The sequence below is a fragment of the Nocardiopsis sp. EMB25 genome, from assembly GCF_026797795.1.
GTDB lineage: Bacteria > Actinomycetota > Actinomycetes > Streptosporangiales > Streptosporangiaceae > Nocardiopsis > Nocardiopsis lucentensis.
This window is the reverse complement of record NZ_JAMTDN010000001.1, coordinates 2,122,854-2,147,538: the sequence shown is the minus strand read 5'-3', so window position 1 is coordinate 2,147,538 and position 24,685 is coordinate 2,122,854. Positions and strand designations below refer to the sequence as shown.

Genomic DNA, 24,685 nt, shown 5'->3' with positions numbered 1-24,685 from the left:
GTATGCAGGACTTTTCAGCGCCTCATGAGATACGGGAATCTGATATAAAGTGAAAGTGGCGGCGGACGATCGGAAATCCCCCGCGTGTCCCCGGTCCCGAAGGGCCGGGAGGGCGCCGACCGCGAAGGACGCTCCGACGCTAGGACCCCGCCGAGGCGGAGGCCACCGACTCCTTCGCGTCCCCGCCCTGCTCCACGGTGACCGTGCCGGACGTGCCGTCGACCGTGATCACCTGACCGGTTCGGATCTCCCGCGTGGCGTCGCGCACGCAGATCACGGCGGGGATCCCGTGCTCGCGGGCCACCGTCGGGCCGTGCGCCAGCGGGGAACCGGTCTCGGTCACCAGCCCGGCCGCCGTCATGAACAGCGGCGTCCACCCCGGATCGGTGGTCGGCGCGACGAGGATCTCCCCGGGCTCGACGTGCGCCCCGGACGGGTCGCGCACCACCCGGGCCCGACCGGTGGCCCGGCCCGCTGCCGCGGGTGTCCCTGACAGGGTGCCCGCCTCGACCTCCGGGCGCGGGAGGATCGTCTCCACATCGGTGCCGTCGGACAGCAGCAGGGCCGGGACGCTCGGCCGGCGCACCTCCCGGTCGTAGTCGGCCCTGCGTTCAGCGGCCAGGTCCCGGTGGTCGACCCCGTCGTGGACGGCCGTGCGCACCTCGTCCATCGTGAGGAACATGACGTCGTCATTCCGCTCCAGCAGGCCTTCTCGTACCAGGTCCGCGCCGATGAGCAGGAGTTGGCGGCGCATCTGGGCGAACGGGATGAGCCAGGAGAACTTGGCGAGCTCACGCGATCCGGTCAGTTCGCGTGACCGGCGCATGGCGACGGAGGCGATCCGCCCACGGACGGGACGCCGGGCGCGGCCGCGCAGCGACAGTTCGCTGATCGTCCTGCGGGCCCGCACCGCGGCCCTCTCGAACCTTCGGTCGGGTGCCTGCTCGGGGTTCTCCACCCGCAGGTAGTTGGCGATGGTGGCGAACAGCGGGGCGGGGTCCTCCGCCCAGCGCGGCATGCCGATGTCGACCTCGGCGGCCGCCCGGTGGCCGTACACCTCGAGGAAGTCCGTCAGGCCGATGTCGGGTAGCGCGCCCCGGCGGTACATGTCGGCCAGTTCGGCCGGGCCGGTGTTCAGGAACAGGTCGCGGTGCCCGCTCGCGTTCCCGGCCACCCCCCACAGGGCCAGGTCCATCTCCGTGGTGACGTTGTGCGGCATACCGCCCAGGACGGCGTCGAGTTCCTCGTCGGTGGCCACACCGTCGAGCAGGGCCGAGGGGAGCACGCCGAGGGCGATACCGGCGAAGGTCGGCCAGGCCACGTCCATCATGGGGGCGCCCAGGACTGGGGCGTAGGCGTCCTCGCTGACGAAGTCGAACCGCTCGGCGGTGGTGGCCTCCGGGCCGGGGTGCGGTTGGCTCCGGAACTCCCGGAGCGCCCGGGCCGCCCTGGCCCTGGCCCTCTCCGGGCGGGCGACGGTCGCGGTCATGTGCGCCAGGGTGGTCGGCAGCGCTCGCGCGGCGAACCGGAGGGCGGTGCCCAGGGGGAAGGGCAGGCCGGGACGCGGCGCGAACCGGGGGTCGTCCATGAGGTACTCGACAGCGCGCCTGACCTGGGGGCCGTAGACCTCCATCGCCTGGGGGAGTCGCCCCCGCATCGGCGCGCTGCGGATGAAGTCGGTGAGGTCCATGTACAGGCGTCCGCCGACGGGGGTGAGCAGCGAGGCCCCCTCACGGGGGTCGACGTCGACGCCCTGGAAGGAGCACCACTTCAACCAGATGTGCGTCATGCGGTCCATGCCCATGGGGGTGAACGGCCGGAGCATGCCCTGCATGTGCCCAGCCTCCATGTACAGGCGCGGGCCGGGCTTCCCGGCATCCGGAGGCAGCGGGAACAGGGTGGTGATCGGTCGGGACTGGAGCAGCCACAGCACGCCGTCGGCGTCGTAGGCCCACTCCACGTCCTGTGGGGAGCCGAAGTGCTCGGCCAGCCGCTCGCCCGCCGCGCGCAGCTCCTCCAACCGGTCGGCGGTCAGGCACCCGCCCTCGACCGCCGCGGCCGGCTCGCCGTCCACCAGGACGTGGTGGTCGGGGATGACGCCGCCGTCGACCACGGCCGTGCCCAGTCCGGGGGCCGCGTCCACGATCACGCGGGAGCGGCTGCCGGTGAGCGGGTCGGCGGTGAAGAGCACCCCGGCGACCCGCGCGTCCACCATCCGCTGGACGACGACCGCCATGCGCGTGTCGGCGCGATCGATCCCGACGGCCTCGCGGTAGGCGACCGCGCGGTCGGAGTCCAGGGACGCCCAGCACCGGCGCACCGCCGCCACCAGCTCCTCGGTCCCGCGCACACCGAGCACCGTGTCCTGCTGTCCGGCGAAACTGGTGCCGGGCAGGTCCTCGGCCGTCGCGCTGGAGCGGACGGCGACCGGCCCGCCGCCCAGGCGCTCGTAGGCGGCGGCGAGCTCGTCGGCGGGAACCGTCCCCGACGCGTACGCCTCGGTGGTCAGGCAAAAGCCCGGCGGCACCCGCTCGCCCGACGCGACCATCTCGCCGAGACCGGCGGCCTTACCGCCCACCGTCCCGATCATGCCGGCGTCGATCGCGTCCAGGCCGATCACGTTCATCCCGATACCTCCTCGCGGCCTTGGCGAACAGATCCATCGCGTGCAGCACCGCCGCGCGCTCGTCGTCGTCCAGGTGGTCGAGCAGCTTCAGCTGGGCTTCGGCGCGAACGGCGTCGATCCGGCGGAGGACGGCGTGACCGTCGTGGCTGATCCGGACCCGCCGGACCCGCCGGTCGTCGGTGTCCTCGCGGCGTTCGACGAGGGCGCGGCGGACGAGCTGGTCGACCAGGCGGCTGGTGCGGGACTCCGAGCGGCCGATGAGCGCGGCCAGTTCCTTGACGGTCGGTCCGTCGCGGCGTCGCAGCACCTGGAGTAGGGCCAGGTGCACGACCCGCAGGTCGTCGGCCTCGCTCGCGCGGAGCGTGGTGGGGAACAGGTCGTGTCGGATCTCGCCGAGGACGCGCATCAGACGTTCGTGATCGTTCATGTGCCCCAGAGCAATAGCTGCTGTTGAGCAACTAATCTACGCCGACCCTCCGCCGAGATCCAGGGGAGCGGTCTGTTGAACACGGTCTTTGCGGCGCCTGACGCGCTGTGGTCGAATCGTCATACTCCACCCTGATATCGACCAAGTGGAAGAGTCGCCGTGAACGTTCGCCCCACGTGGTGGGTGCACCCGGTCAACACCCTGATCGCCCCGGTCGCGGGCAGACGGCCACACCCCGCCGAACGCTCCTTCGACGCCGCGACGCGCGCCGCGGCGCAGCGCACCGGCCTGACCTGGCCCGTCGACGAACCCTTCCTCTCCGACCTGCGTGTCCTGCATGAGGCCTGGCACGCGGTCCCCGACCTCACACCGATCGGCCGGGTCAGCGTCCAGGCCGAGATCCGTCGACGGCTGGAGACACGCCTGCGCATGCTCCACCTGCTCGACGTCCACCCCGAGGTCGCCGACGAGCCGATCGACCGGCCGGTGTTCATCACCGGGCTGCCCAGGACGGGGACCACGTTCGGGCACGGCCTCCTCGCCGCGCACGCGGACGCCCGCGCCCCCATGCTGTGGGAGCTGTGGAACCCCGTCCCCGACACGGGAAGGCCCGGGGAGCGCACGCTGAGCCGACGCCGGCGCCTCGCCGCGGCACGCGCCCTGGTTCGTGGCATGGACGCCATGCTCCCGGGCTTCCAGACGATCCACCCGATGCACCCGCTCGAACCGGAGGAGTGCGTCTTCGCCCTTCCCCACGGCCTGAGCCACCACGTGCGCGCGCCCATCCCCGGCTACCGGGCCTGGGTCGAGCGGCGCGACGCCGTTCCCGACTACGCCTACCTCAAACAGCAGCTCCAGGCGTTGCAGTGGAAACGCCCGCGACGGCGCTGGGTGCTCAAGTCACCCCTGCACCTGCTGACCCTGGACGCCCTGCTCGACGTCTTCCCCGACGCCACGGTGGTTCTCACCGACCGCGACCCGGCGCGCGCTATGGCCTCGTGGGGCAGTCTGACCGAGGCGGGGATGCGCCTGCACTGCGCCGACGTCGACCCGAGCCGGATCGGCGGCGAGTGGCTGGAGATCTGGTCGAAGGGCGCGGAGCGGGCCAGGGCGGTCCGCCGCGCGCACGACCCCGGACGCTTCCTCGACCTGCCCTACGACGAGCTCACCCGCGACCCGGTCGCGGTGGCCGAGCGGACGTGGCGCGCCCTCGGGGCGGAGTTCGACGCCGAGTCCCGGAACCGGACACTGCGCTACACCCGGCGCGACCGCCGGAAGAACCCGGGCGGGCACCGGTACGGGCCGGAGCGTTACGGGCTCGACCCCGACCGGGTGCGCGCCGTGTTCGGCCCCGACCCCATGGGCGCCGGGGCCGTGCGCGGCTGAGCCTCAGGTGTTCCGGCCGGCCGAGTACACGCTCAGGTGGGTGCGGGCCAGGGAGAACAGGGGAGCGGGCACTCCCAGGTCGCGGGCGCGGCGGACCAGGTCGCCGACGATGTGGTCGGCCTCCACCGGATTCCCGTGCGTCAGGTCCCAGTACATCGAGGTACTTGTGGTGCTGGTGGTACTGGAGATCGCCGACCGGGCCCAGCGCAGGAACCCCTCGCCTGGCGGGTGGCCCGCCGCGGTGGCGATGGCGACGGCCTCCTCGGTCATCGCGGCGGTGAACTCCGCGCCGCCGGGCGCGCGGTTGATCGAGCCGATGGGGCCGCGCATCAGACAGTTGCAGGCGCCCATGGTAGCCAGGAAGACCCACTTCTCCCACATCCGCTGGAGGATCTCCTCCGTGGCCGTGGCGGTGAAACCGGCGCCGTCCAGGGCCGCGTGCACGCGTTCCAGGGTTTGGACGGGGGTGTCGGAGAGCGGTCCGTAGACCAGTTCGGCCAGGTCGCCGACCCGCTCGACCTCACCCTCCGCGCCCAGCCGGGTCTGCACCAGCCCCACCCCGCCGTAGACGCGGTCGGCGCCGAACCGCTCGGTGAGGACGTCGACGTGGCGCATGCCGTTGAGGAAGGGCACCACCACCGTGTGGGGCCCGACGGCGGGAGCCAGGTCCTTGACCGCGGCGTCCAGCGCGTAGGCCTTGACCGCCAGCACCACCAGGTCGTAGTCGGCGCCGAGCCGGTCGGCGGTGACCGCCGACACCGGGGTGGAGTCCACCCGTCCCTTTAGGTCGCGAACGCGCAGGCCGTGCTCGCGCAGCAGTTCGGCGCGCGCGGGACGGACGAGGAAGTCGACGTCGCGACCGGCCCGGGCCAGGCACGTCCCGAAGTAACCCCCGAGCGCACCCGCGCCCACGACCAGAATCCGCATGGTTCTCCCCACCCGATCGTCGGTCAACGTCGCACAACGTATGACGATGGGACGGATCACCGCAAGAGCGGGTGGTCCCCGGTCGGCCTCCGGAACTAAGGCGTGTGCCGGCCCACCCGGCGGTCTCGCTCGGCCCGGTGCCGCTCCAGCAGGGCCCGGTTGAGCAGGTGGGCCAGGCCCGCCCGCTCCAACCGGGTGACGAGGGCGGCCCGGTCCGTCCCCAGCGCCCGTGCCGTGTCCGCCAACGACCAGTCGTTCTCCCCCAGCGCCTTCAGCAGGCGGCCGCGCCGGACCTGGGCGTTCGAGAGCCGGAAGGTCTTCAGGTAGGCGACGCGGCCGTCCGCGGCGGTGATCACCTCACCGATGTGGTTGTCGCGGTCGCCGCGCAGCGGCGGCAGGAACCGGTTGAGCGTGAACCCGGACCGCTCGTACAGCGACTCGAAGGAATAGTCGGCGTCGGTCAGCGACGGCAGCATGAGCTCGTCGTGGCCCTCGACGGAGGCGGCACGGCTCGCCTCGACCGCGCCGCGCAGGTCGGTCAGGTCGCGGACCGAGCGGGGGTCGATCGGCTCGTGCAGCGCCCGCACGGTGATGTTGAGCAGCCCGTTCACGAACAGCTGCTCGCCGAACATGTCCAGCAGCAGCGTCGGATGCAGGGTCCGGTAGTCCTCCGGATGCGGCACGACGTGCACCGTGGCCAGGGCGTCCGCCACATAGACCGCCACCCCGCACTGGTCGGGGTGGATCTCGAACACGCGCAGCGCCTCCTGGAGGTCGCCCACGTGTCCGCCCAGGTAGGCGGTCTCCGCCCGGGGCGAGAGCCCCTCGCGCACGGTCGTTCTGGCCCACTCCGCCCAAGCGATCGGCGGGCCGCCGAACCCCAGGGACAGCAGCCCGTCCATGGCCAGGTGCAGGGGAAGGAACCGGGACCGGTCCCGGTCCACTCGCTGGACGCGGCGGTGTTGGAAGGCCAGCCGTACCCGCTCGCGCGGGGCCCGTCCGTCGGCGTCCACGAACTGCGTGCCGTGGGCGGCGCTCGGTTCGGGATCGTCGCCCCAGGCGGCCACGTAGGCGTGCGGGACGTAGCCCACGTACACGCTCCGGCGGCCCGCCCCCGCGACGGTCACGGGGGACTCGTTGACCTGGTCGTGCAGCCGCAGCCCGGGGACCGGTTCCGACCGCAGCAGCGGCACCAGGCGGACGTTGCCCCAGACCTGGGAGGGGCCCGTCACCAGGTCGCCCAGGTTCAGCGCTCCGGTCGTGCTCACGCGGCCTCCAGGTAGGCGGTGACGGTGGCGTCCAGGTACGCGCGCAGGTCCGCCAGGCCCAGCCGTCCCTCCCCGAACCGCGCGAGCCCCACCAGCGAGGGCAGCGTGGCCGGGTCGCGCAGACCCAGCGTGGGGACGGCGGGCGAGAGCGGGCGCATGCTCAGCCCGTCGGCGTCGAACACCGGATTCAGATGCAGCATCGTCGTGGCCCGGTCGGGGTCGACCCGGGTACGCCACACGGTGAGGGTCTCCGACAGCAGTTCGGGGTGGTCGTCGTGTCCGTCGGAGACGACCAGGACCCGCTCGGGCCGCTGGTCGAGCGCGTCCAGGATCGACTCGGCCAGACGGGTGGGGCCGACCGGGCGCACGGTGAGCGCGTCGTGGTGTCCCGACACCCAGTGCGACGATGCCCCCGGTGACAGCGCCGCCACGAGGTGGTGGCAGGCCAGGGCGATCGCCAACGGGTGGTTGCGCCGCACCGGGGAACCGAACGAGGAGTAGCTGTCGTCGAGCACCGCGGCGGTCGGCGGCCAGGTTCCGGCCATCGGACCGGCGGTCCGCCGAGCCGAGCGGGTCAGGGCCTCCTCCAGCTCCGCCCGCCGCTCGCGCCGTTCGGACGGTGGTAGCCCGAGGACGTACGCGCACAGCCGGAGCAGGGGCGCGGTGCCCAGGTCGAGGACGGGGCCGAGCCCGTGCTCGCGGGCCGTGGCGGTCAACCGCAGCCGCTCGGCGTGCGTGGTCCGCTCGCGGATGCCCTCCAGGAACCGATCCCGGGGGATCTTGTGGTGGGCGGCGAACCCCTCGGCCACCGTGTACGGCAGGTCGTAGAGGTCGCGGGCGGAGTGGTGGGCCGCCGAGTGCGCGCGCAGCAGGGGTGAGGCGTAGGGGTGCCGACGGCGCGCGGCGGGCCGCGAGAACAGGAAGTGCGCGACCTCCTCCGGCAGGCGCACGCGTGCGTGGCGCACCGCCGTGCGCAGCCCGGAGCGGTACTTCAGCGCGTCCAGGGCCAGGTCGGGCCGCGCGCCGATCCACGCGCTCATCGTCGCGCGGGTGCGGCGGTTGTTGACGCGTCGCGCGGCCAACCCGGTGAACAGGCGGTAGACGCGCTGGGGCGGCATGAGCGCCAGACGGCGGCGGATGAGCGCGTTCTCCCGGGCGCGCTCGCGCGCGGGGGCGTCCGGCCGGGGATGGGCGAGCAGGTTGGCGATGATGAGCGCCGCGTTGTGGTCGTTGACGTGCAGCGCCAGGGTCGCCGCGTACAGGTCGGGGAGGGTCTCGCGGACGTAGTCGTGCAGGAAGCCCAGGGACAGCCGTTGCCGACCCGCCGAGGAGTGGAACTCGCCTTGGCCGGAGGAGGACATGGCGGCGCCGGCGAAGAGCAGCAGGTCCTCGCAGGCGAGCAGGTCGGCGTAGGTGTCGGTCATGGGGGGCTCCCGGGGAGGGCGGTGGGGGACGGGCCGGGGAGCGACGGCGCGAACGGCGTGAATGATGCTGAAAAGAGCAGTTCCCGGAAGTCGCGGCCTGAGTCCCACGGCCCGTCCGGCGCAGACGGTAGCAGGGGAGTCCGTCGGTCCGGAAACGGATATTCACCCCGAACGCCGTGAGCGGTCGGGACTCAGTCACTGTTCTCCCTCCCAACGGCGTGCGCGGGACGCTGTGAGACCGCACATGTGCCGGTGTGCCGCGGCCCGAGACAATGTCCGGAACGTTGACGGCCGGTGTCCGTGCGATGTCGCGCCTCCGGCCGCCATCCCCGGACACCCCTCGACAGGAGACCGCGATGTTCACCTTCACCAGCCGCGACGGCCTGACGGTCCACGTGCATGAGTGGGTCCCCGACGGGCCACCGCTCGGTATCGTGCAGATCGCCCACGGCATGGGCGAACACGCCGCCCGGTACGAGCCGCTGGCGCGGGCGCTCAACGCGCGCGGCTACGCCGTCTACGCCGACGACCACCGGGGCCACGGGCGGACCGCGCACGCCGGCCCCGGTGTCCTGGGAGAGGACGGGTGGAACCTGCTCGTGGACGATCTGGCCGCGCTGTCCAGGATCATCGGCGGGCGCCACCCCGAACTCCCGCTGGTGCTGGTCGGACACAGTCTCGGCTCCTTCGCCGCCCAGCAGTACCTGCTGGAGCACCCGGGGCTGGCCGACGGTGTCGCGCTGTGCGGCACCACGGCCGTGGATCTGCTCCTGGCCGACCTCGCCCAGGCCGGTCCGGACGTGATGGCCTCCCTGAACGCCCCCTTCCAACCGGCCCGGACCGGGGCCGACTGGCTGAGCCGTGACCGCGACCAGGTGGACGCCTACCTCGCCGACCCGTGGTGCGGCTTCTCCCTGGACGAGGAGGGGATGGGTGCGCTGGCCACGGCCGCCGCGACGCGCCTGGCCGACCCCTCCGACGCGCCCGGGGACCTTCCCCTGTACGTGTTCGTCGGCGACCGCGACCCGCTCAACAAGGGGTTGGAGTACAGCGACCGGCTGGTCGAGCGCTACCGCGCGGCCGGTGTCGCGCACCTGGAGTACCGGATCTACGACGGTGCCCGCCACGAGCTGTTCAACGAGACCAACCGCGACGAGGTCGTCGCCGACCTCGTCGCCTGGATCGACCGGGTCCGCGCCGGTGGGTTCGACGGGGACCGGGCGGGTGCCCACCGCTCCCGCGCGTGAACGCCCGGGGGGACGGCGCGTCCAGGGCTCCGGTGCCAGGGCCGACGGCCCGGGCGTCCTAGCATCGGAGGCGACCCGCGTCGCGTGACCGGTCCGACGCGTGAACAGCGTTCGGGCACGGCACGGCGACGCCAAGGGCACGGACGCGCGGGCGAGGACGAACGGTGGGGCGAACGTGATGGAGCCGGCTCTGCGGCATCTCGTCGACACGGTCGAGGCGTCGCTCGACCGGATCACGTACGAGGCGGTCGACCGCATATGGGAGCAGGTTCCGGCCTACCGCGCCAGTGCGGACCCCCACCTGCGCGACGACCTCACCCTCCACGTCCGACTGGTCTTTCGCGCCCTGCTCACCAGCGTGAAGGAGGGGCGCACGGCCCTGCCCCGCGACTTCACCGTCACCGGGGAGCAGGCGCGCAAACGCGTGCGGCAGGGCGTCTCCCTCCCGGACTTCCTCCAGGCCTTCCGCGTCGGCCAGCTCACCCTGTGGGAGGGCGTGAGCGCCGCCGCGCGCGCGGATCCGGACGCCCGCGAGGCCGCCATGTTCCTGGCCGGACGGGTGATGCACCTGATCGAGGTGGGTAGTTCCGTGGCGGCGGAGGCCTACCTGGACGCCCAGCAGCACGAGGTGGCCGAGCACGACCGCCTGCGCCGGGACCTGTTCGAGGACCTCCTCGCGGGGCGCGAGATCCCACCGGGGCCCAAGCGGTCGCTCCTGCGTACGGCCGGTCTCGAACCCGGCACGCGCTTCGCCGTCGTGTCGGCGCTCCCGGTCGGGCCGCTGGGGGATCGGTACACCCTGCCCGACGTCGCGGTGACGCTGCGCGGTGCCCTCGCGGTACGCGCTCCCGGTCTCACGATCGTCCGGCAGCAGGAGGTACTCGGCCTGGCCCCGGTGCACCCGGGCGCGGTCGAGACCGTCGTCGACCAGGTGCGCCGCGGTGTGTCCGATCTCGGGCGGGGCGGGGCCTCGCTGGCCGTGGGGTTCAGTACCGTTCACACCGGGGCCGCGGAGGTGCCGGACGCCTACGCCGAGGCGTGCGCGGCCCGGGACAGCCTCGGCGGCACGGCCGGACTGGTGGCGCTTCCCCTGGTGGCCACGTTCGACTACCTCATCCTGCGCGACGACGCCACGGTGCGGCGGCTCATCCGGCCGGAGCTGCGGCGTTTCGTCGAGGAGGACCTGTCCGGGGACGGGGCGCTCGTGGACACCGTCCTGGCGTACGCCGCGCACGACCTCCGGGCCAAGTCCATGGCCGAGGAGCTGCACCTGCACGTCAACACGGCCTACTACCGGCTGGACCGGATCGCCGAGCGGACCGGGCGCGACCTGCGACGCTTCGCTGACCTGCTCGAACTGGTGATCGCGATCCGGCTGCTGAGCGATCGGCGCCGACTGGGAGGCGGCACCCCGTTGTGAACGGCCCACCACGGGTCCTGTGGTTCGGGCACTACCGGGCGTCGGGTGACCGGCGTCATGGTGTCGGGTGAACCGCGGCACACACGGAAGGGCTCGACATGCTCAACCTCGCCATCCTGCTGGAGGACACAGCGCGCGAGCGGCCCGACAGGACCGCTCTCGTGCACGGGGATGTCCGGATCAGCTACGCCGAACTCGACGCGTGGGCCAACCGTGTGGCGAACGCGCTGGTCGCGAGCGGAGTGGAACCCGGGGACCGTGTCGCGCTGAGCTGCCCGAACCTGCCGTACTTCCCGGTCGCCTACTACGGGGTGCTCAAGGCCGGAGCCTCCGTGGTACCGCTGAACGTCCTGCTGACCGAGTCGGAGATCGCCTACCACCTGCGCGACTCCGGCGCCGGGGTCTACCTCTGCTTCGAGGGGACCCCGGAACTGCCGTTGGGGGAGCGGGGCACCGCGGCGTTCGAGTCCGTGTCCAGCTGCGAGCGCCTCGTCCTCATCACCGCGGATCCGGAGAGTGTTTCCCACCGAGCGGGCGTCCCCTCACTCGCCGAGTTCACCGCGGGCCACTCCCGGGATCGCCGCCCGGTGGCGACCGCCGAGACCGACACCGCCGTGGTCCTCTACACTAGTGGGACCACGGGGCGTCCCAAGGGGGCCGAGCTCACCCACAGCAACCTCGTCCACAACGCCCTCGTCGGCAACCGGTTGTTCGGCGAGTACGCCGACGACGTCCATCTGGTGGCGCTACCGCTGTTCCACACGTTCGCGCAGACCGTGCACATGAACGCGGGCCTCGCGTCGGGTGCCACCCTCGTCCTGACGGACCGCTTCGACCCGGAGCGCGCGCTGTCCCTGATGGAACGGGAGGGGGTCACCTTCTTCGCCGGGGTGCCCACCATGTACTGGGGACTCCTCCGGTGCGAGACCGCTGACCGGTTCGACCTCGCCCGTATCGCCACCACCATGCGCATCAGCGTCTCCGGCGGTGCGGCGCTGCCCATGGAGGTCCTGCACGGTTTCGAGGACCGGTTCGGCGTGGGGATCCTGGAGGGTTACGGGCTGTCGGAGACCAGCCCCCTGGCGACGTTCAACCGACCCGACCGGCCACGCAGGCCCGGGTCGGTCGGGGTCCCCGTCTGGGGTGTGGAGGTCGGAGTGGTCGGGGCGGACGGCGGCGAGGCGGCGGTCGGCGAACCGGGGGAGATCCGCGTGCGGGGGCACAACGTCATGAGGGGCTACCTGGACCGGCCCGAGGCCACCGCCGAGGCCGTCGACGCCGACGGTTGGTTCTATACGGGGGATATCGGCCGACGCGACGCCGACGGCTACCTCTACATCGTCGACCGCAAGAAGGACATGATCATCCGCGGCGGCTACAACGTCTACCCGCGTGAGATCGAGGAGGTCCTCATGACCCACCCGGAGGTCAGCCTGGCCGCCGTGGTCGGCGTGCCCCACCCCAGCCACGGGGAGGAGGTCCGGGCCCACGTCGTTCGCGCCCCCGGGTCCGCGCTCACGGAGGAGGGGCTGATCGCCTGGTCCCGCGAGCGCCTGGCCGGGTACAAGTACCCGCGTTCGGTGGAGTTCGCCGACGCGCTGCCGATGACCGCGACGGGCAAGATCCTCAAGCGCCGGCTCGCGGCGGCCCCGACGCTTCCCTGAACGGGTGGCGGCCCGTGCCTCCCGGCCCCGGACGGGACCGCGCCGTCAGGCGTCGAACCGCCACCGGGTGGGGCCGTGCGGAGCGTCGTCGGAGGGGAAGGCGTAAACCGTCGTCGGCACGATCGTGTACACCGCGTACGGCGGGGGACCGGCGGTCGGCGCGCCCTCCGCCCCGGTCAGGACGCCGTCACCGGCCTGAGGCGCCCACCCGTAGCGCTCGGCGTAGGCGCGGGCGACGCGGTCCGTCCGGGCACGGTCCAGGATCCGCTGGGCCGACCCCTCCACCACCAGGTCCATGCCGCCCGCCTGGAAGGCCAGGCTCACGTCCGGCGCGGCCGACAGCAGTCCCGTCTTGGCCGTGCCCTCACCCGAAGCGAACCACGGCTGGCCGGACACCCACACCGCGAGCACGGGCCGGGTGTGCGGTCGGTGGCCGGAGTGGGGCACCGACAGCCAGTAGGTGCCGGTGTGGCTCTCCAGGAGGGGCAGCACCTCGGCCCACGATCCGGGCGGACCGCCCGTCAGGCCTTCGGCGCGGGGGGTCTGGGATGCCATGGTGACTCCTTCGTGGTCGCTCCGGCGTGCGCGCACCACGCTAGAACGTGGACGCGACACCGCCGGGGACCCGCGCCGGGTGCGCCGGTCAGCGCCCCCGCCGGTGGGTCAGGAACGCGGCGGCGGCGAAGACGGCGAGCGCGCCCGCGGCGGTGGCGATCATGACGGCGGCCATGCTCGACAGCGTCACGGGGCCGCCCAGGCCCGCCGTGGCCGCCAGCGCCGACCCCAGGCCGAACTGCACCGTCCCCAGCAGCGCCGACCCGCTGCCCGCGACGCGCGGCGGCTGGCCGGACAGGGCGAGCGCGGTCGCGTTCGGGGAGACCAGGCCGGTGCAGGCCATCATCGCGAACAGCGCGGCGGTCACCGTGACCAGGCTGGCCAGGCCGGTGGCCGCCAGCAGCGGCAGCGCGGCGACCGCGACCAGGGACCCGGCAAGGCCCAGCGCCAGCCGCCGGTGGATCTCCACGCGCCGCACCAGGGCGACGTTGGCCTGGTTGCCGAGGATCATGCCGAGCGTGGTCACCGCGAAGACGAGGCTGAACTGCTGCGGGGTGGCGTCGAACCGGGACTGGGAGACGAACGAGAACGCCGAGATGTAGGTGAAACTCATCCCGAAACTCAGCGCCAGGGTGAGCGTGGGACCGGCGAACCGGACGTCGCGCAGCAGACGGCCGAACAGCCGCAGCTGGGCGGTCGCGCCGGTGCGCTCCCTGCGGTCGGCGGGCAGGCTCTCCGGCAGGGCGAGGAAGACCAGGGCGAGCGTGGCCAGGCCCATCACGCCCAGGGCCGTGAAGATCAGCCGCCAGGGGCCCAGGACGAGGAGCTGTCCGCCGAGGACCGGGCCGAGCATCGGGGCGAGCCCGGCCAGCAGGACGAGTCGGGAGAAGAACGTGGCGGCCGCGTCGCCGTCGAACACGTCGCGGACCACGGCGCGCGAGACGACGAGCCCGGTGGCCGCCGACAGGCCCTGGACGAATCTCAGTACGACGAACGCCTCCACGCCGGTCACCAGCACGCACCCGAACGTCGCGGCGGTGAACGCCCCCATGCCGACCAGCAGCGGCGTCCGCCGTCCCCAGCGGTCGCTGAGCGGCCCCGCCACGAGCTGGCCCAGGGCCAGGCCGACCATGACGGACGTCAGGGTGAACTTGACGCTGGCCTCGCTGGTGCCCAGGTCGGCGGCGATGTCCGGCAGCGCGGGCAGGTAGAGGTCAGTGGCCAGCGGGCCGATCGCGGACAGCACTCCCAGGACGAGCACGAGCAGCGCCATGTGGCGGCGCGGGCGCGCGACCGGGCGCGCTGCGGGCGGGTGAGGGACGGTGGAACCGGTGGCCTGGGCGGGGACCGCTCGGCCGGGGCGGGCGGGAGAACGGTGCTTCGGGCGTGCGGAGAGCAGGGTCAAGGAAGGCTCCAGCGCTGGGCGGGACGAAGACGGGTGCGACGCGAGGCGTGCGTGGCGCGAGAACCGCCTTCGGGCGGAGCGCCGGGGAAACACCGCTCGGGGCGGTGCCACCCGCGTCCAACACGGCACCCGGGGCGGTGAGTCCCCGTGACGCGCGCCGATCCGCGTGATCACCGCCACGCGTCGCGATCCCCCTGTCCACGGGAGTTTCCGCGTGCTGTGACGACCCGCATGCCGGTCCTTCGGGCCGGGTCACCCGTGCCGGTGGTAGGGACTCTCCCAGGCTCGCCTCAGTCGCCTCGAGCGTTGCCCTTCCCGGGCCGGGCGCGGACGTGGACGCGCTCCCCCTGCTTGCCGAAGAGGCTGAGGATCTCGGCGGGGCGCTCACCGTCGGTGCCGAACCAGTGGGGGAGCCGGGTGTCGAACTCGGCCGCCTCCCCCGAACCGAGGACCACGTCGTGGTCGGCCAGGATCAGGCGCACCCGGCCGGAGAGCACGTAGAGCCACTCGTACCCCTCGTGCGTGCGGAGCTCGGGGGTGTCACGCGAGGCGGGCAGGATCATCTTGTAGGCCTGCAACGGCCCGGGGAAGGTGGTCAGCGGCACCACCGTGCTGCCGTGCGCGCGTCTGGGCCGGAGCCGCACACGCGGGTCACCGACCTCGGGCGCGCCGACCAGCTCCTCCAGGGGGACCTGGTGGGCCTGGGAGATCGGCAGCAGGAGTTCGAGGCTGGGGCGGCGCTGCCCCGACTCCAGCCGGGACAGGGTGCTGCGCGAGATGCCGGTCACCTCCGACAGCGCGGCCAGTGTCAGGCCGCGTTCGGTGCGCAGCCGCCGCAGACGGGGACCGACCTCGGACAGGGCGCGGGTGATGGTGGCTGGGTCGTACACGCGTCCATCCCACCCACTGCGCGCGGGTGTGGCAAGTGAGCGTGCCGTTTCCGGGAAATCCCGGGTGTGAGGCCGCGGATCGGCGGCCCGTTTCCCGGAACCGGCAACGGAAGTTGTCGTGCCCGGGGCGCCCCCGCACTCTGAGGGTGTTCGCGCCCCGTCCCCGACGGCCGGGGCGGATCCGATCGGGAAGGCAGGCGAGAGCGGATGAGCGCGCACGACGTCGACGACATCGACTGGGGGGCCATGGTCGCCCAGCTGGAACTCAAGGCGGAGGTGCACGAGCCCTACCTCCGCGCCGCAGCCGACTGGATGCGCGCCCTCCTCCCCGCCGACGGCCGGGCCGACGGCGTGGGCCGCGTCCTGGACGTGGGCAGCGGGCCCGGCGTGATCACCTGTCTGCTGGCCCGGCACTTCCCCTCGGCCCGTGTGGTGGCCGTCGACCAGTCGGAGCCGCTGCTGGCCCACACGCGCTCACGCGCCGAGGAGCAGGGGATCGGCGGGCGGGTGGGCGTGCTGCGGGCGGACCTGCCCGAGGACCTGGGCGCGCTCGGCACCGCCGACGTCGTCTGGACCAGCCAGACCGTCCACCACGTCGGCGATCAGCAGGCGGCTCTGGACGGGCTCGCCGGAGTCCTGCGCCCCGGGGGACTGCTCGCGGTCGCCGAGGGCGGACTGCCCCCGCGTTACCTTCCCCGGGACATCGGCATCGGCCGCCCCGGGCTCCAGGCGCGGCTCAACGCCGCCTGGGAGGAGCGTTTCTCGCAGATGCGCGCCGGACTTCCGGGGTCGGTGGACCAGGTGGAGGACTGGCCCGCCATGCTCGCGCGCGCCGGCCTGGTCCCCACGGGGTCGCGGACCTTCCTCATCGAACACACGACGCCGCTGGACCCCCGGGTACGCGAGTTCCTGCGCGTCCACCTGGAGCACGTGCTGGACACGTTGGGCGACGTGCTCGACGCCGAGGACCGGGCCACGGTGGCACGGTTGGTGGATCCGGACGCCCCGGACGGCGTGCTGTGGCGCCCGGACGCCTTCTATCTGTCGGCCTCGACGGTGCACACCGCACGGGTGTGCCCCTAGTTCCTCGCCTTCCAGTCGACGATGATCGCCTGTTCGTCACCGACGACCCATCCGTCGTGGCCTGGTGGGATGCGTGCGATCTCCCCGGCTCGGAGGAGACGCTCGGAGCCGTCCGCCATGCGGATGCACAGCGATCCGGACACGATGTACCCGCAGTGGTCCAACATGCACAGATCGGTGCCCATGGCGGGGCCGACGTCCTTCGACCAGCGCCATCCGGGTTCGAGGGTGAGCCGGACGACGGCCATGCCGCCGACACGGACCACGTCGGCACGGCTCAGTTCCGCCTCCTCGCTCTCGGCGGGTGCCGTGAAGTCACCCACCTCGATTCCGGTGGCGTGCTCCTCGTCGAAGGCCTGCACCGTCGCCTGGTGGACGATGCGGCCGTCCCGCAGGTCCAGCATCGTCATGCTCATGACCTTGCTGCCGTCGGGGTAGGAGCACCGCTCGGTGTAGGCGGCGTGGTCGCCCTCGACCACGCACTGGAGCACCTCGTGGCGCATGTCCCTGGCGAACAGCTCCCGCATGGTCGCCTCGATGGCGTCCCTGCCGTGCAGCACGGTGGGGGCGCTGGGCGGGGTGTGCTGGTCGAACATCTCCAGTTCGGCGTCGTCGGAGAACTGCGCCAGGAAGGTGTCGGCGTCGCGTGCCTCCACCGCGCGCTTGAGCAGTTCGGCGTCGAAGGGTCGGGCGGTCTCAGCTGCGGCGGACATGATCCGCCTCCTTCCGGACAGGGGTTGCCGTGGGGCGGTTCCACCCTCCCTTCCAGCGTGCGCCCCCTACCGGTACCGGTTCGCCCAAGGCGGGGTCACGTGACGGTCAGCCGAAGGGTGTTCCCGACTGTGTCACGGTTTCGAGGTTTACTTTTCTCCGTACCGGTTTCCGCCGATGGGCGGGGGTGTTTCGGCGCGGTTCCGCCTTCCTCACACGCGGCTGGGTGGAATCGGGATTTCCACAAACAGGGGAGTCGGGTTACCGTCGTCGCAGTTCATCGGCCCCCTGCTGTCCGGATTCGGCCACACCCGCGCATAACTGCCGGGCGCCCGGACTTTCCGTTTGACGTGTGCTGACACCGTCGTCGCATCGCTGGTGCGCGCGCGGGTTCAGGATGTGGCTCGGGTACGGTGGTGGGTGTCGAGATCCGTTTCCCGTTCGGTTTTTCACACATCTGCTGATCAGCGGGTGGGGCCCGCGGTATTCTCCCGTTCGTTCCGGTCAAGGGGCTTCACCGGCCATTTCGGAAGGGACGTGGGCATGGGAACGAAACAGAAGTTCGACGGCCTCGGTGAAGTCTATGACCAGCACAGGCCGCGTTACCCGCGGGAATTCTTCAGGACCATCGTGCGCGAGCTCCCGTACTTTCCCGAGGTGACGGTCGTGGACGCGGGCGCGGGCACGGGAATCGCGCTGGAGGGGCTGCGCCCGGCCCTGGGGGAGGGAGCGCGTTACCTCGCCGTCGACGTGTCCGAGGACATGGTCGACCGGGGCCGCGCGAAGTTTCCGGACGTGCGGTGGGCGGTCGGGGCCGCCGAACCGTTCCTGGAGGCGCTCGAGGGCCCCGTGCAGCTCGTCGTGGCCGCGCAGTCCTACCAGTGGATGGACCGCCCCCGGTTCGTCTCGGCCTGCGTCGGCGCGTTGGCGCCCGGAGGGCTGCTCGCGGTGGTGCAGAACAACCGCGACCACACCGTCAGCGAGTTCCTCGACGCCTACGAGGCCCTGCTGGAGCGGCACAGCCCGGGTTACACCCGCGACTACCGCGATTTCGACATCGCCGGGGAACTGGCGGCGGGGTTCGACCCGACGGGCGGGCACGTCGGAGTCTCGGTCCTCACCTGGCGCAGGCGGGTGGACGTGGCCGACTTCGTGAGCATGGCCGCGTCCTCGACCCAGGTGCGACGGGCGGTCGACCGCGAGGGAGAGGGGTTCCTGGATCTGGTGCGCGCACTGTGCGAGGACCACGTACAGGACGGGGCCCTTGAGGTCGCCTACCGCTCGGAACTCTTCCTCGGCAACCGGGGGTAGGCCGCCTCACGGCCTCGAGAGACGGACGAACCCACAAGGAAGCGCCAACCTCGCACATTCGAGTCGAAGATCCATAAAAGATCGCGAATGCGAGCATGATTCCGTTGGATAGTTCGCGAAAGCCAGTGCTACGTTCTTCCCATGCCCACCTACCGGATCAGCGACGCGGCCGAGCTTCTCGGCGTCAGCGCCGACACCGTCCGGCGGATGGTCGACTCCGGTCGCCTCCCCGCCACACGCGACGAGTCGGGCCGGCGCCTGCTTGACGGAGCCGCGCTCGCCAGGCACCTGCGCGCCGCCCCCGAGGACGACCCCGCCCGCGGGTACTCCTCCGCGCGCAACCGCTTCCGCGGGCTGGTCACCAGCGTCACCCGCGACGGTGTCATGGCCAGTGTCGAGATCCAGGCCGGACCCCACCGCGTGGTCTCCCTGATGAGCCGTGAGGCCGCCGACGAGCTCGACCTCCAGGTCGGCGGTCTGGCCACGGCGATCGTCAAGTCCACCAACGTCATCGTCGAGACCTCCGGAGGCCACCATGCCTGAGAGCCCCCGACACCCCCGCGCCGCCCTTCGGTGGACGGCCCCTCTCATGGCCGGAGCCCTCGCCCTGACCTCCTGTTCCGCGGCCGACGACGCCGGGCGGGACGGGGCGGGAACCGCCTCGGAGACCGGGCCCGCCGGAACGCTCACCGTCCTGGCCGCCGCCTCCCTCACCGACGTCTTCACCGAACTCGCCGAGGAGTTCGAGGCCGACAACCCGGGTGTCGAGGTCGAGCTGAGCTTCGCGGGAAGCAGTGCCCTGGCCACCCAGATCAACTCCGGTGCCCCCGCCGACGTGTTCGCCTCCGCCAACACCGACACCATGGCCCTGGTCGTCGACGGCGCGGGTCTGGACACCGCGTGGGCCGCCGACCACGGTGAGGACGGCGCGGTCTTCGCCACCAACACCCTGCGCATCGCCGTGCCCGCGGACAACCCCGCGGGTGTCGAGGATCTGGCCGACCTCTCCGACGACTCCGTGGCCACCGCCCTGTGCGCGCCGGAGGTCCCGTGCGGTGCGGCCACCGCCGCCGTCACCGACACGGCGGACGTCGAGATCGCCGCGGTCACCCTGGAGCAGGACGTCCGCGCCGTCCTGACCAAGGTCGAGCTCGGCGAGGTCGACGCCGGGCTGGTCTACGCCACCGACGTCGCGGCCGCGGGAGACGCGGTCGAGGGCATCGACTTCCCCGAGTCCGGCTCCGCGGTCAACGAGTACCCCGTCGGAGTCCTGGCCGGGGCCCCCGAACCCGAACTGGCCGCCGCATGGGTCGACCTCGTCCTGTCCGACACCGGAGCCGACGTGCTCACCGCCGCCGGATTCGGGACGCCGTGACCACCCCTGCCCCCACCCGCGGGCGCGCGCTGCGCGCCCGCTCGGGGCGCCCGCCCTGGATCCTGCTCGTCCCCGCTCTGCTCGGCGTCGCCTTCCTGGTCCTGCCTCTGCTCGGCCTGCTCGTCAGCACCCCCTGGGCGACCATGGGCGCACGGATCACCGATCCGGCGGTGCTGTCCGCGCTGTGGCTGTCCCTGTCCACCGCCACCGCCGCCACGGCCGTGTGCTTGGTCCTGGGGGTGCCGCTGGCCTGGCTGCTGGCCCGTGCGGACTTCCCCGGACGGCGCCTGGTCCGCGCCCTGGTCACCGTTCCCCTGGTCATCCCGCCGGTGGTCGGCGGTGTGGCGCTGCTCCTGGTCCTGGGGCGCAACGGTCTGCTCGGCCGCCACCTCGACGCCTGGTTCGGGCTGACGCTGCCGTTCACCACGGCCGCCGTCGTCATCGCCCAGGTGTTCGTGGCGATGCCGTTCCTGGTCGTGAGCGTGGAGGGCGCGCTGCGCGGAGTGGACGCCCGCTTCGAGGAGGCGGCCGCCACCCTCGGCGCCAACCGCACCACCGTCTTCGCCCGCGTCACCCTGCCCATGGTCCTGCCGGGCGTCGGCGCGGGCGCGGCCCTGTGCTGGGCCCGCGCCCTGGGCGAGTTCGGCGCCACCATCACCTTCGCCGGGAACTTCCCCGGCACCACCCAGACCATGCCCCTGGCGGTGTACATGGCCATGCAGCGCGACCCCGAGGCCGCCGTCGTGCTCAGCCTCGTCCTGCTGATCGTCTCCCTGGCCGTCCTGGCCGGACTCCGCGGGAGGTGGACGTGACCACCGACGACGGCCGACGCGCCCCGGCGCCCCGCCCCGGGGCCGATGTCCCCGCCCTCGACGCCCGGTTGCGGCTCGCGCGGGGCGACTTCACCCTCGACGTGACGCTGGAGGTCGCGGAGGGGGAGGTCCTCGCCCTGCTCGGCCCCAACGGCGCGGGCAAGTCCTCGGCCCTGCGCGCCCTGGCCGGTCTGGTCCCGCTCACCGACGGGCACGTGCGGGTCGAGGGACGCGACGAGACCACCACCCCGGTCGAGCGGCGCCCCGTCGGCGTGGTCTTCCAGGACTACCTGCTCTTCCGTCACATGAGCGCCCTGGACAACGTCGCCTTCGGGCCGCGCTGCCAGGGCCTGTCCAAGGCGGCCGCGCGCGCCCGGGCGGCCGAGCTCCTGGAGGGCATGGATCTGTCCGCCCAGGCGCGGTCCCGGCCGGGGCGGCTGTCCGGCGGGCAGGCCCAGAGGGTGGCGCTGGCCCGGGCGCTGGCCGTGCGCCCACGGTTGCTGCTCCTGGACGAGCCGATGGCGGCTCTGGACGCCAGCACGCGCGTCGACGTGCGCGCCCGGCTCCGCCACCTGCTGGAGGACTTCGACGGCGCGGCCGTCCTGGTGACCCACGACCCTCTGGACGCGATGGTCCTGGCCGACCGGGTGGCCGTGGTCGAGTCGGGCCGGATCGTCCAGCAGGGGACGCCGGCCGAGGTGGCCAGGCGGCCCCGCACCCCGTACGTCGCCCGTCTGGTCGGGCTCAACCTGTTCCGGGGCACGGCCGAGGGAACCGAGGTGACCGTGGACCGGCGGGACGCACGGGCGCCCTGGGTGGTCCACGTCCACGAGCCGCACGAGGGCGAGGTCCTGGTGGCCTTCCCCCCGCGAGCCGTCGCGCTGTACGCGGACCGGCCGCACGGCAGTCCGCGCAACCTGTGGCGGCTCACCGTGGACGGCGTCGAGCGGTTCGGCGACCAGGTCAGGGTCCACCTGGTGGGGCCGATGCCGCTGTCGGCCGACATCAGTCCGGCCGCGCTGGCCGAGCTGGGACTGGTGCCGGGTGCCCCGGTCTGGGCGGCGGTGAAGGCCGCCGAGGCGGAGTGCTACCCGGGTTGAGCGGGGCCGGCTCCCGGAAACCGCCGGGCACGGCGGTGAGCGCGGCCCGGACCAGTGCAAACGTCAGCCCTCGGATGGGTCGAATCCGTACGAGGAAAAACCTCGGAACCTGGATATCCGACCCTCAGCCGGGGGAGACTGTAGGCACCCGGAGATGACAGTCCTTCCCCCGGCGGCTGAGGAGGGTGCCATGTCGCTGAGAGAACATGAGCGAAGAATCCTCGCGGAGATCGAACGGCAGCTCAGCGAGGAGGCACCGGAGCTCGCCGGGCGTCTGGAGGCCTTCGGGTCCGACGATCCCGATGCTCCGGCCGACCCCAGCCTGAGCGGCTGGCGGCCGTGGGTGGCGTGCGCCGTGATCGCGGCGGTCACCGCCGGACTGTTGGTTCTGCTCTTCGTCCTCACACCGAGCGCGCCCCCGCCCTCGCCGCCCAATCCCGCCGAGACGACCGAGACGACCGAACCCGCCGACACCCCGATGGCGCCCGCCCCGATCGGGCTGGACCCGCCCGGGACGGCGCCGTGACGGACCACCGGCGGCGGGGGCCGGGGGTCCGCCGGGTCAGAGCGCGTTGGTGAACATCGCGGCGATCGGTCCCGCCACGGACCCGCCGCCGCCTCCTCCGTCGACGACCAGGGCGAAGGCGACGTCAGCCTTGTAGCCGACCATCCACGCGTGGGTGGGCAGCTCCTCGTCCTCACCCTCCGGGGTGCCGTACTCGGCGCTGCCGGTCTTGCCGTACACCTCGCCCTGGAAGCCCGCGTCACGGGCGGTGCCGTCGGTGACCACGGCGCGCATCATCGGGCGGATGGACTCGGCGTTGGCGATCGGGTTCGGCTCGGGAAGATCGTCGCGGGCCGGGTCGGTCACCAACACCGGGTGCCGCCAGGAGCCGTCGGCGATCGCGGCCGGAACCGTGGCCATGTGCAGCGGGGAGGACTCGACCTGGCCCTGGCCGATGCTCTGCGCCCCCATCATCACGGCGCCGTCCGGGGCCGGGAAGCTGGGGTCGAAGTTGGGCACCCCGATGTCCAGCGGCGCGTTCATCCCGAACTGCTCGGCGCTGGCCACCAGGTCCTCCGACGACAGCTGCTCGACCACGCCGGCCACCAGAGCCGTGTTGCAGGAGGTCGCGAACGCCTCGGTCATCGTCTGCGCACCGTAGCCGGCCCCGCCCGCGTTGACGAACGCCCAGCCGCCCGGGTTGTACTCCTCCGGGCACTGCATCGTGGTGTCGGTGGTCATACCGGCGTCGAGCAGCGCGCTGTAGGAGATGATCTTGAGGGCGGAACCGGGCGGGTACCGGCCCTCGAAGGCGCGGTTGAACCCGCCGGGGACGTTCACCACCGCCAGGATCTCACCGGTGGAGGGGCGCACGGCGACCATTCCCGCGGGGTCGTCCGAGGTGAGGATGGCGGTGGCCGCCGCCTCCTGCACGGCCATGTCGATGCTGGTGGTGACGTCCTGGCCGTCGCTGCCGTCCAGGGTCGCGACCGTGTTGTCCTCCGTGGCCTCCAGCGACGCGGGGTCCTCGGCGGCGGCCGCGTCGACCATGAGGATGGTCGTGGCCGCCTCACCGGCCAGGCGCTCCTCGTAGGTGCGCTGGAGCCCGGACACGCCGATGGTGTCGCCGACGCTGTAGGCGGGGCCGAGCCGCTCGACGTCCTCCTCGGTGGCCTCACCCAGGGATCCGGTGAGCATCTGGAGCGACCCGGACACTCCCGGCGCGTCCATCTGGGTGCCGTCGGCGGCCAGGATGCGGCCGCGTTCGCCCCAGACGGTCGTGCGGGCGAGGACCTGGCCCTCGCCCAGCCCGGGGTAGGCGACCTCGGGCGTGAAGTCGACGAGCCACTGCCCGTCCTCCCGGACGAGGGGGAGCTCGCCCTCCCACCCCCAGTCACTGGCGCCCGACATGGCGACGGTCACCTCATAGGGCGCGCTTCCGTCGCCTCCGTCGACCGTCGCGGCACCGACCTCGACGGAGACCGTATCCAGGCCCAGACCCGCGTCGAGCCCCTCCATGACCGCGGCCGCGTCACCTCCGGTGGTGACGGCGGCCAGCCCCGCGTAGTCGCGCTCCTCCCAGGCGGCGGCGTAGGCGGTGAGCGCCTCCTCCGGCCGGGGCCTGCCCAGCACGAACCAGGACACGGTGCCGCCGATCAGCGCCAGCACCGCCACCGCGGCGACCACGCCGATGACCAGACCCTTACGCGATCGGCGCTTCGGCGGTTCGGAGGCGTCGGGACCGTCGGGAACGCCGGGGCCGTACGGGCCTCCGGGGCCTCCGGGGCCGTCGGGAACGCCGGGGCCCCCGGAGCCGCCTCCGTACGGGTACTCGTCATCGTCGTATCCGGGCCCGGCCGGAGCGGCCCCGGACCAGTCCCGCGACCGGGGTGCCTCGGGACCCCATCCCCGTTCCGTCCGCTCGGCGGTCCATCCGTCCGGTTCCGCGTGCGAGGCCACCCCGATCGGGTAGGGGGTGTCGCCCCGGTGGGCGGGCACGCCCTGGTGCGGCGGCTCCGCGCGGTGCGCCTCGTCCGGCCGGGGGTCACCCCAGCCGCTCTCGGCCCAGCTGTCCTCCGCCCGGGCGGCCGGGGAGTCCTCGGGGACGACCGGGTGGGGCTGTGGGACGGGAACGTCCCAGGAGTCGTCGGGGCCCTGCGGGGGGCGCGGAGCCTGGTGGGTTTCCGGGGGTGCCACGGGGTCGGGGAGGCCGGGGTGGTCGGGCTCGGGGGTGGGGGTGGGGGGAGTCTCCGGCCGCCGCGGGATGCGGTACGGGTTCTCCGGCCGGGCGCCCCGTGCTCGTGTGTCGTCCGAACCCTCGGGAGGCCCGGGAGAGCCGGGCTGCCGGGGGGACCAGTCATCCACGCCTGATCGTCCTTCGCTACGTCGTCAGCTTCTCGGACCTGAGGGACCGAACTTGCGGTCGGACACCCGACTGGCCGCCGGGAGCGCGTACCGCGTCCTACAGGATCCTAGGACCCCGGTGGCGCGGGAGAAGTTCCGGTCCGCGCGCGGACGACGCTCACCTGGTGGGGTGGTGCCGCGGGAAG

Annotated in this window: 21 protein-coding genes; 11 read left to right on the top strand and 10 right to left on the bottom strand. The window is 72.9% G+C overall.

Features of this window, described 5'->3' with window-relative positions:
- Positions 1-139: 139 nt before the first annotated feature.
- A complete protein-coding gene (locus tag KIK06_RS09265; RefSeq protein ID WP_268642810.1) occupies positions 140-2,626 on the bottom strand; it encodes a PEP/pyruvate-binding domain-containing protein in 2,487 nt (828 codons plus the stop codon).
- The gene (locus KIK06_RS09260) at positions 2,568-3,053 is read right to left on the bottom strand and encodes a MarR family transcriptional regulator (protein WP_268642809.1); all 486 of its coding nucleotides are present in this window, start codon (positions 3,051-3,053) and stop codon (positions 2,568-2,570) included. The genes KIK06_RS09265 and KIK06_RS09260 overlap by 59 nt, the downstream gene beginning before the upstream one ends.
- Before the next feature lie 159 nt (positions 3,054-3,212).
- On the opposite strand from KIK06_RS09260, the gene KIK06_RS09255 reads away from it, so the two are divergent.
- Positions 3,213-4,439, top strand: coding sequence for a sulfotransferase family protein (locus KIK06_RS09255; RefSeq protein ID WP_268642808.1), 1,227 nt, complete (start codon positions 3,213-3,215; stop codon positions 4,437-4,439).
- Between the two features lie 3 nt (positions 4,440-4,442).
- Here the strand turns inward: KIK06_RS09255 and KIK06_RS09250 are convergent, their stop codons facing one another.
- The 3 genes from KIK06_RS09250 to KIK06_RS09240 form a co-directional block, all read right to left on the bottom strand.
- Positions 4,443-5,366 (bottom strand): ketopantoate reductase family protein, encoded by a 924-nt coding sequence (locus tag KIK06_RS09250; protein WP_268642807.1) that lies wholly within the window; start codon positions 5,364-5,366, stop codon positions 4,443-4,445.
- Positions 5,367-5,461: 95 nt separating this feature from the next.
- Entirely contained in the window at positions 5,462-6,634 is a 1,173-nt protein-coding gene (locus KIK06_RS09245) for an ARPP-2 domain-containing protein (RefSeq protein ID WP_268642806.1), read from the bottom strand.
- Entirely contained in the window at positions 6,631-8,058 is a 1,428-nt protein-coding gene (locus KIK06_RS09240; RefSeq protein WP_268642805.1) for a hypothetical protein, read from the bottom strand. Before KIK06_RS09240 ends, KIK06_RS09245 begins: the two co-directional genes overlap by 4 nt.
- Before the next feature lie 356 nt (positions 8,059-8,414).
- On the opposite strand from KIK06_RS09240, the gene KIK06_RS09235 reads away from it, so the two are divergent.
- The 3 genes from KIK06_RS09235 (at position 8,415) to KIK06_RS09225 (ending at position 12,389) form a co-directional block, all read left to right on the top strand.
- Positions 8,415-9,305 (top strand): alpha/beta fold hydrolase, encoded by an 891-nt coding sequence (locus tag KIK06_RS09235; protein WP_268642804.1) that lies wholly within the window; start codon positions 8,415-8,417, stop codon positions 9,303-9,305.
- Positions 9,306-9,483: 178 nt separating this feature from the next.
- Complete coding sequence (locus tag KIK06_RS09230) at positions 9,484-10,725, top strand: PucR family transcriptional regulator (RefSeq protein ID WP_017600885.1); 1,242 nt, start codon at positions 9,484-9,486, stop codon at positions 10,723-10,725.
- Positions 10,726-10,823: 98 nt separating this feature from the next.
- Positions 10,824-12,389: a long-chain-fatty-acid--CoA ligase gene (locus KIK06_RS09225; RefSeq protein WP_017600884.1), complete on the top strand. Its 1,566-nt coding sequence runs from the start codon at positions 10,824-10,826 to the stop codon at positions 12,387-12,389.
- 45 nt (positions 12,390-12,434) lie between these two features.
- On the opposite strand, the gene KIK06_RS09220 is transcribed toward KIK06_RS09225, so the two are convergent.
- The 3 genes from KIK06_RS09220 to KIK06_RS09210 all read right to left on the bottom strand — a co-directional run bounded on the left by KIK06_RS09220 (position 12,435) and on the right by KIK06_RS09210 (position 15,239).
- On the bottom strand, positions 12,435-12,944 hold the full coding sequence (locus KIK06_RS09220; RefSeq protein WP_268642803.1) for a pyridoxamine 5'-phosphate oxidase family protein: 510 nt from the start codon (positions 12,942-12,944) through the stop codon (positions 12,435-12,437).
- 88 nt (positions 12,945-13,032) lie between these two features.
- Positions 13,033-14,349 carry a multidrug effflux MFS transporter gene (locus KIK06_RS09215; RefSeq protein ID WP_268642802.1) on the bottom strand — a complete coding sequence of 439 codons (1,317 nt, stop codon included), beginning with the start codon at positions 14,347-14,349 and terminating at the stop codon, positions 13,033-13,035.
- A gap of 290 nt (positions 14,350-14,639) precedes the next feature.
- Complete coding sequence (locus KIK06_RS09210) at positions 14,640-15,239, bottom strand: helix-turn-helix domain-containing protein (protein WP_268642801.1); 600 nt, start codon at positions 15,237-15,239, stop codon at positions 14,640-14,642.
- Positions 15,240-15,446: 207 nt separating this feature from the next.
- Here KIK06_RS09210 and KIK06_RS09205 point away from each other — a divergent pair, with 207 nt between their 5' ends.
- Positions 15,447-16,322 (top strand): class I SAM-dependent methyltransferase, encoded by an 876-nt coding sequence (locus KIK06_RS09205; RefSeq protein WP_268642800.1) that lies wholly within the window; start codon positions 15,447-15,449, stop codon positions 16,320-16,322.
- Here KIK06_RS09205 and KIK06_RS09200 read toward each other — a convergent pair.
- Positions 16,319-17,035, bottom strand: coding sequence for a nuclear transport factor 2 family protein (locus KIK06_RS09200; RefSeq protein WP_268642799.1), 717 nt, complete (start codon positions 17,033-17,035; stop codon positions 16,319-16,321). The genes KIK06_RS09205 and KIK06_RS09200 overlap by 4 nt on opposite strands.
- A gap of 541 nt (positions 17,036-17,576) precedes the next feature.
- On the opposite strand from KIK06_RS09200, the gene KIK06_RS09195 reads away from it, so the two are divergent.
- From KIK06_RS09195 to KIK06_RS09170, 6 genes are all read left to right on the top strand, one after another.
- Positions 17,577-18,344, top strand: a complete 768-nt coding sequence (locus KIK06_RS09195) for a class I SAM-dependent methyltransferase (protein ID WP_268642798.1) — start codon at positions 17,577-17,579, stop codon at positions 18,342-18,344.
- 141 nt (positions 18,345-18,485) lie between these two features.
- Positions 18,486-18,887, top strand: coding sequence for a TOBE domain-containing protein (locus KIK06_RS09190; protein ID WP_017600877.1), 402 nt, complete (start codon positions 18,486-18,488; stop codon positions 18,885-18,887).
- Positions 18,880-19,719 (top strand): molybdate ABC transporter substrate-binding protein, encoded by an 840-nt coding sequence (gene modA / locus KIK06_RS09185; protein WP_268642797.1) that lies wholly within the window; start codon positions 18,880-18,882, stop codon positions 19,717-19,719. The genes KIK06_RS09190 and modA overlap by 8 nt, the downstream gene beginning before the upstream one ends.
- Positions 19,716-20,531 carry an ABC transporter permease gene (locus KIK06_RS09180; protein WP_017600875.1) on the top strand — a complete coding sequence of 272 codons (816 nt, stop codon included), beginning with the start codon at positions 19,716-19,718 and terminating at the stop codon, positions 20,529-20,531. The genes modA and KIK06_RS09180 overlap by 4 nt, the downstream gene beginning before the upstream one ends.
- A complete protein-coding gene (locus tag KIK06_RS09175) occupies positions 20,528-21,631 on the top strand; it encodes an ABC transporter ATP-binding protein (protein WP_268642796.1) in 1,104 nt (367 codons plus the stop codon). The genes KIK06_RS09180 and KIK06_RS09175 overlap by 4 nt, the downstream gene beginning before the upstream one ends.
- 190 nt (positions 21,632-21,821) lie before the next feature.
- Complete coding sequence (locus KIK06_RS09170) at positions 21,822-22,157, top strand: DUF3040 domain-containing protein (protein ID WP_017600873.1); 336 nt, start codon at positions 21,822-21,824, stop codon at positions 22,155-22,157.
- Positions 22,158-22,193: 36 nt separating this feature from the next.
- On the opposite strand, the gene KIK06_RS09165 is transcribed toward KIK06_RS09170, so the two are convergent.
- On the bottom strand, positions 22,194-24,500 hold the full coding sequence (locus tag KIK06_RS09165) for a penicillin-binding transpeptidase domain-containing protein (protein ID WP_268642795.1): 2,307 nt from the start codon (positions 24,498-24,500) through the stop codon (positions 22,194-22,196).
- Positions 24,501-24,685 lie beyond the last annotated feature (185 nt).